The sequence below is a fragment of the Trichocoleus sp. DQ-A3 genome (assembly GCF_039961975.1).
GTDB lineage: Bacteria > Cyanobacteriota > Cyanobacteriia > Cyanobacteriales > FACHB-T130 > FACHB-T130.
Genome location: NZ_JAMPKC010000028.1, coordinates 49,853 through 58,703 on the forward strand (window position 1 = coordinate 49,853; position 8,851 = coordinate 58,703).

The 8,851-nt window shown below is 46.0% G+C and carries 8 protein-coding genes and 1 pseudogene; 5 read left to right on the forward strand and 4 right to left on the reverse strand.

Annotated features, from left to right (window positions below):
- Positions 1–380: 380 nt before the first annotated feature.
- Positions 381–1,364 (reverse strand): annotated as a pseudogene (locus tag NDI44_RS24710) (transposase).
- A gap of 49 nt (positions 1,365–1,413) precedes the next feature.
- Between NDI44_RS24710 and NDI44_RS24715 the strand changes: the two are divergent.
- A protein-coding gene (locus NDI44_RS24715; RefSeq protein ID WP_190411093.1) for an IS1 family transposase occupies positions 1,414–2,120 on the forward strand; the annotation gives its coding sequence in 2 pieces (ribosomal slippage) (positions 1,414–1,699 and positions 1,699–2,120; 708 coding nt in all).
- Positions 2,121–2,331: 211 nt separating this feature from the next.
- Here NDI44_RS24715 and NDI44_RS24720 read toward each other — a convergent pair.
- The 3 genes from NDI44_RS24720 to NDI44_RS24730 are packed head-to-tail and all read right to left on the reverse strand — an operon-like array spanning position 2,332 to position 3,805.
- Positions 2,332–2,544 carry a hypothetical protein gene (locus NDI44_RS24720; protein ID WP_190411094.1) on the reverse strand — a complete coding sequence of 71 codons (213 nt, stop codon included), beginning with the start codon at positions 2,542–2,544 and terminating at the stop codon, positions 2,332–2,334.
- Positions 2,541–3,041 carry a hypothetical protein gene (locus tag NDI44_RS24725; protein ID WP_190411095.1) on the reverse strand — a complete coding sequence of 167 codons (501 nt, stop codon included), beginning with the start codon at positions 3,039–3,041 and terminating at the stop codon, positions 2,541–2,543. Before NDI44_RS24725 ends, NDI44_RS24720 begins: the two co-directional genes overlap by 4 nt.
- On the reverse strand, positions 3,038–3,805 hold the full coding sequence (locus NDI44_RS24730; RefSeq protein WP_190411096.1) for a hypothetical protein: 768 nt from the start codon (positions 3,803–3,805) through the stop codon (positions 3,038–3,040). Before NDI44_RS24730 ends, NDI44_RS24725 begins: the two co-directional genes overlap by 4 nt.
- A 102-nt stretch (positions 3,806–3,907) precedes the next feature.
- On the opposite strand from NDI44_RS24730, the gene NDI44_RS24735 reads away from it, so the two are divergent.
- From NDI44_RS24735 to NDI44_RS24750, 4 genes are all read left to right on the forward strand, one after another.
- Positions 3,908–4,258: a helix-turn-helix transcriptional regulator gene (locus NDI44_RS24735; protein ID WP_190411097.1), complete on the forward strand. Its 351-nt coding sequence runs from the start codon at positions 3,908–3,910 to the stop codon at positions 4,256–4,258.
- A 564-nt stretch (positions 4,259–4,822) separates the two neighbouring features.
- Entirely contained in the window at positions 4,823–5,797 is a 975-nt protein-coding gene (locus NDI44_RS24740) for a tyrosine-type recombinase/integrase (protein ID WP_190411098.1), read from the forward strand.
- Positions 5,798–5,912: 115 nt separating this feature from the next.
- Positions 5,913–6,665 (forward strand): AAA family ATPase, encoded by a 753-nt coding sequence (locus tag NDI44_RS24745; RefSeq protein ID WP_190411099.1) that lies wholly within the window; start codon positions 5,913–5,915, stop codon positions 6,663–6,665.
- On the forward strand, positions 6,665–7,588 hold the full coding sequence (locus tag NDI44_RS24750; protein ID WP_190411100.1) for a ParB/RepB/Spo0J family partition protein: 924 nt from the start codon (positions 6,665–6,667) through the stop codon (positions 7,586–7,588). Before NDI44_RS24745 ends, NDI44_RS24750 begins: the two co-directional genes overlap by 1 nt.
- Positions 7,589–8,851: the final 1,263 nt, after the last annotated feature.

Sequence of the window (8,851 nt, forward strand, 5' to 3'; positions counted from 1 at the left end):
TTCTAGTTTCTTACGCTGGTCATGCTTTAGAGCAGTGTGGGATAAGTTGCTATAGGAGCTGGGTCACTCGTTCTGCAATCCTAGCAACTCTCGTAGTTCTTCTTCGGATGCGAGTTCTCTCCACCCTCCAGTGGCCTCGACACGTTCCAACATAGCTTCTATCGCTAGCGTAGCGACACCAAGACTTCCTTGCGAATCTTCCGCCCCATACAACGGCGGGTCTATTTTACGGTACCATCCAAGACATCGTTTAATGGCTCTGGTATCCTCGCCGATAAAGCATATAGGGAAGTTGCCTTGGAAATCCGATAATTACCCAATTCTATTCTCCTCAAGAACTTAGAACAGGACTTACGCAAATGTCACACGCGATCGCGCTTTTAGCTGTAGACCAAGGACATGGCTAGCGAAGGACGCTTGAGTTGAGCAATTAAATAGTTTGAGAGCAATCCGTGTTTAAGTTGATAAACACTTTGGCCTGTTTGATATGCTAAATCTTTAAGTCTTAGCCAGACCAGGATGGCACAAGCAATATGATTTCTCTAGATACGGGTTTGGCGACAAAGGCATCGCTTCTACACCAGTTAGTTGTTTTACTTCGGGCGTTAAAATCCTCAATTTTCCAACGCACACCGCACACCTCTCATACAGCATCCGTAGAATCTTGAGTTAAATTGTTGCTTGCAATATATTCCGTTTTGTTGGTAGAGACAATTTCCAGGGAGAGTTTTACCTTTTTATTTTGAGAAAAGTCTTTATCTTAGTTGTTTTACCTTGTTTAAATTCTTCATCACTCCAAGTTAGTGATTCAATTAATTTGTATTTTTCAACACCTGCTGTATCATCAACCAAGCAGTTTTTCTTCAAATGAAAATAGTAATACTTGCCTATATCGTCAATATATTGAATTAAGTCATTGGTGGCATACCAGCTATGTATCACAACGCTCCGAAAAAGAAGCATCTTATAATAAACGAGGCTTTAAAGCATCTCTGCTATATGGTTGAGTTTACTTTTTCTATCTCCATCTGGATTGTAAATGCGGTAATCAATCACCCAAAACCAACACATTTCTGGGTTAACATAAACACAGTTAACTAAACCGATTTCCCAAATCTTTTTGTGTTCATTGCCACTATATTGTTGCCTGGCTAATTTAATATTTTTATATATTTTTTTTTAATCTGTATCGTCAAAAATTACATAAGCATTTTCATAGATTTGGATTAGATTTTTAGTACTCGCCTACAGTAGGCGGGCGTTAGTTTTCCTCGTCTCAAATAACGATTTATTTGCTCATAACTAATGTTTCCTAGATGCTCTGCTAAATTAGTAAGAGTATAGTTAATTTGGTAGTAGTGCATAGTAATGGTAGGGTGGAGGCTAGTGTTCTGAAGGATTCCACTCCAGTCTATGAATTGTCCTAAGTGCCAATCAACCCAAATTATCAAATACGGACATACTCACTACGGTAAACCTCGATTTCGCTGTCAAGCTTGTGAACGACAGTTTGTAGAAAATGCAACTCGACAGCCCATCGATGAAGCAACTCGTCAGTCGATAGATAAACTTTTACTCGAACGTCTAGCATTAGCAGCCATTGCACGAATAACGGGTGTATCTAAGCGCTGGTTGCAGATGTACGTCAATCAGAAATACTATCAAACCCCCAAGAGAGTGGAAGTCACTAAAAAAAACCTGGTCGCTTGACAATTCAATTAGACGAGATGTGGTCATTTGTTGGCTGCAAACAGAACCAACAATGGATATGGTTAGCCATTGATGCGGATACCCGTGAGATTGTCGGGGTATTCATTGGCGAGCGCTCTCGTCAAGCCGCAAAACAGCTATGGCAATCATTACCTGCGGTTTACCGACAGTGTGCCGTCTGTTACACCGATTTTTGGTCAGCCTATGAGCAAGTATTGCCCAGTAAACGGCATAGGGCTGTGGGTAAGGAAACAGGCAAAACTAGCTATATCGAACGATTCAACAACACCCTGCGGCAACGAGTTGGCCGCTTGGTTCGTAAAACCTTATCGTTCTCCAAAAAATTAAGCAATCACATTGGAGCCATCTGGTATTTTATCCATGACTACAATGCTTCTCTTCGCTCGTGACCATTACTATTCAGCACTACCGTTAATTTGACTGCTGAGTAAGTATTGACAATAGTTGAGTGTTAACCCTGTCCACTCCTAAAACTCTTTATCAACGTCCTGAAACGATTTGACTGCAACAGAAACAACCGAAACCTTCACTCAGTGACGTGAGGGAGGACACCACCCCTCAACGCGATAATCCACTTTTAAGTCTTTCAATTCGCCAGAACTAATCACCATCAACCTCCCACTCTTCAGGGCGAATCACCCAATCAGCACAGCTGCACTCAAGCCCCTCATCTACATAAAAAGGATTTAGAACTAGCTCATTTCCACCGCAGGAATCGCATTGATGCAGACAACCGCTCTCATCCTGTACAATGCCCAAGCCGCCACAATTTAGGCACAATTCATACTCATTTGGGCTTGAAAAAGGATTCACTCTGCATTCCTCCCAACAAGCCACTGCCGCTCCTCTTCAGACTGCGCTTCACTCCCCCAACCCTCTCTGGCCGAGGCGTGGCGCTGTCGTGCTTCCATTTCTTCCGTTGAACTGCGATCGCGCTGCCTCAGATTCATCTTTTGAGCCAAAGCCTGAGTATTGAGCCGCCGCTGATTCGCATCTCGCAGCGTCTCGCGCCAGCCGTCGCGGTCGATTAAATCAAGCTGCTGGCAAATAGCAGCATCTAGCCGATAATCCAAATAAGGTTCCAGACCCTGGCTAATGCCCGACGCAGCAATACAACTGGGATTTTGGCAAACGGGAATTTTGTCTGACTCCCAGCGATAGCCGTCAATCACCATCCGCGCTAGGTAGGGTTGAACCGTGCCGGTGTCATGACAGCAGAAGCATTTCCAGTTTGGTTGCCATAGTTCCTTGTCACGTCCTGGCTCATCTTCAGGACGAATGATGTCGCGGGGTAACTTTGGGAGATTCATGATTTAGCCCCCCATATTAACCCGTTAGCATCAGCCCAGTCTGCAAATGCTCTACGTTCCTCACGGGTAAGTGTTGGCTCTCCTTGAGCAATCCAGCGCGGTTTCCCCAGCCGAATTTGGGCGATCCATTCGTCGCAACGGGGGTCGTTTGCCCAGCGCTCCTCATTTACTGCTGGCATCTGTGCCAGTGTCAGCTGCTTGAGCCACAGTTTCTTAAGTTCTTCCCAGTTGGCGGCGATCCATTTATCTGGAAGCTCTGGAGGCTTCGGCATCTGTGCCGCCCTCTTTCTTCCAAATTCCAAAAAATTTTCTCTCTCTGCCTCTGAGAGAGAGTTGATAAAAAGTTGATAAGAATATGGAGGGTTGCTGCAACCTTTACCCAGCAGGCTTTTTGAAGTTTCAGAGTCCACGATCGTGGACTCTGATTCTACGATCGTGGACTCTGATTCTACGATCGTGGACTCTGATTCTACGATCGTGGACTCTTGTCCACGTTCGCAGACTAAGCTGCTTATTGACACTAGGATTCCCCTCGGTGCCTCCCATTTAATTGCGCCCTCTGTTCTTAATCGGCTGACAGCGCTATAAAAGGCTGCCTTGCTAATCCCCAAAAGGTTGCAAGTTTTTTCCTGCTCAAGCTTGATTTGCCAGCCAGGTTTGCATCTAATCAAGATGTAAAAATGAAGTAACCCCTTAGCTGTAATGTCGCCGCTGGTATATTTAGCGATCGCATCCTCTAGGGTTAACGGGTAGTATTGCGCCATAAGATCGAGCTATAATTTGCGTATTGACTAATTAAATTTGCTCAAATTAGTCAATCCGCGAATTATAGTGCAAAAAATTACCTAATCGACAAATTAATTGCGATGCAGACTCACGAGTGCTTCGACTGGATTCTTAACAAATACAAGGATGAATTCACGGCAAAAGAGCTTGCTGAGGCTGCTGGCATACCTACTTCAACAATTAGCAGCTTCAGAAAAGGCAAAAAGAACGCTGGAATCGAAATTTTTGATAAACTTCGCTCTGGACTAAGGCAAGTTTCCCCCCATGCCTATCTTCACTTGCACTGCCTCATGGCTGAGGAGGAGCTAGATGTAGTAAAATTAGCTGCGATGGCTCCCCTGCAAGTTCAGGGTGAAATTCTTAAAGCCATCGGCTCTAATGGCGTATTTCGCCATTCTTCTGATAATGAACTTACTGCTAGCATAAGATGATCGGCAGTTTTAACTATTTAGAGTGCCATGCGAACAGAGGATGCAGTTCACCATAAACAAATTATGGGAATCTTTGCCTCCGCCAAGATCACTGTCTTCGTGATCGCATACACAGACTTTTGGGCAGCCTATGGGGCAGTTCTGTCGAGCAAACGCCATTGAGCAGTCGGCAAGGAAACAGGCTCTCACCAGCTACCGAAGAGCGCTTCAATAACACCTTGAGACAACGAGTGTCTTGCTTGGTGTGGAAAACCGAGTCATTTTTAAAGTCGTTAGATAACCAATACCGGTGCTATTTAGTATTTCATCCATTATTACAATGCATCATTACTTACTTAGCACTACCGCGCATACCAACCAGCTAATGATAAATCCCCTAGAAAAAAAGTGACAGATGGAGAGTGCGATCGCTCTCAGTCTTAGGAGTTCTAGGGGAAACTTGAATAAACTGCTGTAGCACTATGTCAAAGATTCTAGAGTGCGATCGCACTCAATAGAGTTATCCCAAGCGAACTAACTCCATGATTAAATAGCTTTCTAGAAAGGCTTTCCGAGCAAGTAATTATGAGTCACCTTTCTGAAACTGCTTCTTCACCCAATGAGTCAGAATTGGCACTGACGATACCGCTGCCGCTCACCCGACACCCAGCTTATGTATACCTGGCTTCTTTGGGGATGGGGTCAAGACAGACGATGCGGGGGTCTCTGTCGGCGATCGCATCAATCCTGACATCTGGAGAGTGTGATGCGATGACTCTCGATTGGACCAAGTTGCGCTACCACCATACGGCAGCTGTGAGGGCTGTTTTAATAGAGAAGTATAGCCCCGCCACAGTCAACAAAATGCTAACGGCATTGAAAAGAGTGTTGCAGGAGGCTCTCAAGTTGGAGTTACTCTCGGAAAAAGACTATAAGTTAGCGACTGACCTGCGCCCAGTTCCCGGCAGCAAAGGTTTGAGAGGTCGCGCTTTGAGTCGGGACGAGATTGCGGCTCTTGTTAAAGTCTGCCAAAACGATTCCACGCCCACTGGGACAAGGGACGCGGCATTGATTGCCATCTTGCGGGGGTCTGGAGTGCGTCGCCGGGAGTTAGTCAATCTGGATTTGAGTGATTTTTACTCCTCAAAGGGAGCGATTGAAGTTCGCGATGGGAAGGGAGGGAAAGACCGGACGGTGTACCTGTCGAGTCAAGCGCTGAAGGTGGTGTTAAATTGGCTAACGGTTCGGGGCGACGCCCCTGGACCGCTGTTGTGTCCGGTTAATAAAGGCAAGCGAGTCACCATCAGACGGCTCACCTCTCAGTCCGTGTTATTCATTCTGCAAAAACGGGGAGAAGAGGCGGGTATTGCTGATTTCAGCACCCACGATTTCCGCCGAACTTTTATCTCTGACCTGCTAGATGCGGGTGTGGACCTGGTAACGGTTCAACGCCTTGCGGGGCACTCCGACCCCAGTACCAGTTCCCGCTACGACAGAAGACCTGAAGCGGTGAAGCGACGGGCGGTGGAACTTTTGGACTTGCCGGGGCTTTCTGAATAGCCGATTATTGTGAAATTGGGGAGAGGTAGATATCAATGCTAAAGAAGCGTAACTAATAATAGAGGAAAGGGGGGAAACTGCCTTAAACTACCCTGTGTTGCTACTGTATCAGCCTGTGCCCAAGATTATCTCCCTGTTTAATCAGGCGGGTGGAACAGGTAAAACCACCCTGACACAGAACTTAGGTTATCAGCTTACCCAACGGGGGCATAATGTGTTGCTAGTTGATATTGATCCACAGGCATCGCTAACTGCATTCATGGGTTTAGAACCGTTTGAGTTGGAGCAAACGATCGCGGACGCATTACTTAAAGATGCTCCACTCCCAGTTCATCGACAGCTTCATGACATGGATTTAGTTCCCTCAAACATTCTCCTTTCCGCCGTCGAGGTACAGCTTCACTCCGCGCTCGCTCGTGAATGGAGACTTAAGCAAGTTCTCTCGTCTGTTCAGAACAACTATAATTTCATACTGGTTGATTGCCCTCCTACACTGGGAATTTTCAGTATTGTGAGCCTGGTGGCTTCAACCCATGTACTTGTCCCGATTCAGACTCACTTCAAAGCGTTTCTGGGTGTAGAACTCCTTCTCGACTCTATTCGTCAGGTAAGAGAACGTATTAATCCAGAACTGGCTATTATTGGTGTAGTTCCGATGATGCACGAGAGCCGCACTAGCCAGGGGAAAGTCATTCTAGATGGTATAAAAGAGCAACTCGGCAGGGTAGCGCCCATCTTTCCGGCTATTCCCAGAGCGATCGCTTTTGCTGATGCTTCGATGGAGCGAAAACCACTAGCCGTTTATGACCCTAAGCATCCGGCTGTGCCGCTCCTTGAATTTATTGCTCAGAGATTGGAGAAAGATTAATGGCTGTCAAGAAGTCCGGGCGAACGGCTCCAGAGCTAAAGACGCTGGATGCTTACCTTAGTAAACCTCCAGAGCCATCCACTTCAAAAGCGCCAATCGATAAGATTCGCCACCCCTTGAAGCAACCCCGTCGCTATTTTGCACCTGACAAGCTGGCTCAGCTCGTGGAGTCAGTTAAGGAGCATGGCATTTTAGAACCTTTGTTAGTTCGTCCTCTTGAGGCTGGGGAGTACGAGCTGGTTGCCGGGGAACGACGGCTCCGAGCTGCTCGCGATGCCGGATTAACAGAAGTTCCCATCGTTTCCCGCGCTCTGGATGATAAGCAGGCTCTCCAAATTGCCTTAATGGAGAATCTTCAGCGAGAAGACCTGAACCCATTGGAAGAGACGGAGGCTGTGCTGGAGCTGCTGGCGATTGTTCTGGAATTAGACACTCGCGAGGTGGTGTCTGTTCTCCACCAGTCCTATAACGCTAAACAACGAGGAATTGAGTTGAATCAGAACGTTCTGATTCAGTTGGAGAAGATTGAGTCGCTCCTATCTTCAATAGGACGTTTCAATGCTGGAACCTTTCGTTCTAGTCGTCTTCCCCTACTGAATCTTCCTGATGATGTGCTAGAAGCGCTACGGAAGGGAGAGCTTGAGTACACAAAAGCGATGGCGATTGCACGGGTGAAGGATGAAAAGCTTCGGTCTGATTTGCTTTCGTTGGCAATTGCTGAGAACTTATCGCTCAACGAAATCAAGGCACATATTAAAGAACTCAAGCCTCAATCAGAATCAACTCCACAGAGGATTATGCTTGAGCGGTTGAGTGAAATCAGTAAGCGTTTACAGAAGAGCAAGACTTGGGGTGAGAGAAAGAAGAGAGAGCGGATTGCTAGATTGTTGGATGAGTTGGATAAACTGACAAAAGAGAGTTAGCGGATGGCTATCCTATCGTGTTAGGGAGGGAAGACGACATCCCTCATTCTCCTGAGATGAAGCTAAGTTTTGCCGTCAATCGAAATAGTAGTCATAACTGCTAACGGTAGAGCCGTTGCAGCAAGCGTTGGATGTTCTTGAACGGGACGAAGATGCGAAGTGAGCAGAAGAACTGTCTCTTACTCTACCGCAACAAAGTTAAATGCTAGATGGGGTGCAGTCTTCTGCTGCGCTCTTTGTATAGTGTATTGCTGGGGATACACTACCCTTTGAGAGAGTAGATTTAGGTATGGTTGTCATCACTGTGCAGATTGGAATGAATAATTCGAGCAACTGGAACACGATTACTAAGTCAAACTTCCCGTAAGAGCGGGAGGCGCTGGACTTTGTGCGTCAGCAATTCCCTGCACATGAGCCTTATCGAGCTTGGTCTAATTTTGAGTTTATTGCGGCGGATGGTAGTATCAATGAGGTTGAGCTGCTTGTCTTCACTCCGCAGGGGTTTTCCTAATTGAGATTAAAAGTCGTCCTGGGCGGCTGTTTGACGATGCAGGAACCTGAACTTGGGAAACAAACGGCAGACTCCACACCAGCAACAACCCGCTAATTACAACCAACACCAAAGCTAAAAAGTTGCTCTCGCTGCTTGTTCGGGGTTGGGAAATTCGTAGCGCACCCATCCAGTTGTGCCGATTTCTGCTCCACCCTTCAAATGATGTTTGAAGCCGGAATTTGGGATAACCCTTCAAAGGTACTGGTATGCAGCCGTTCTACCCACCGACCCAAATGGCAGGGAATATCAGTTAACTGATGACGAGTAATTTAATCTATTCCTAAGAATTATTCTGAATGAATTTCTGCTGTAGCTGGATTGGCTTTAGCAGCTTTTTTGTTTGCTGCTAAAGGGCTATACGGTTTCTAAACCGTGCGTAGAGGCAAAACAATAACATATAAAACTACTTTCAATAATTCATGAATTAAAGCCTCAATGAGACCGTTGATTAATTGCCCTTGGCTGACAACTGGTCAAATGCTATTATTTCTGGAATAAAGCTAAAAATGTTTCTTTTCGCCCTTGTTTAAGATTGTTAAAACTCGTTGACACACAATCACTTTGAGAACCTGACATCAAGTTGTTGAATTTATTCTTTAACGTGAGTTCGGGTTAAGTGGGCGGGAGTAAATTGTAATCAATCGCAATGGATGGCTTCTTCGGTTGGTGAGCATAGGCAATCAGTCCACAAACAACATTCACCAAGCAGT

Coding starts and splice junctions, on each gene's coding strand:
- NDI44_RS24750 (WP_190411100.1), top strand. CDS start 6,665: ATGGCTGTCAAGAAGTCCGGGCGAACGGCTCCAGAGCTAAAGACGCTG.
- NDI44_RS24735 (WP_190411097.1), top strand. CDS start 3,908: ATGCAGACTCACGAGTGCTTCGACTGGATTCTTAACAAATACAAGGAT.
- NDI44_RS24730 (WP_190411096.1), bottom strand. CDS start 3,805: ATGGCGCAATACTACCCGTTAACCCTAGAGGATGCGATCGCTAAATAT.
- NDI44_RS24725 (WP_190411095.1), bottom strand. CDS start 3,041: ATGAATCTCCCAAAGTTACCCCGCGACATCATTCGTCCTGAAGATGAG.
- NDI44_RS24740 (WP_190411098.1), top strand. CDS start 4,823: ATGAGTCACCTTTCTGAAACTGCTTCTTCACCCAATGAGTCAGAATTG.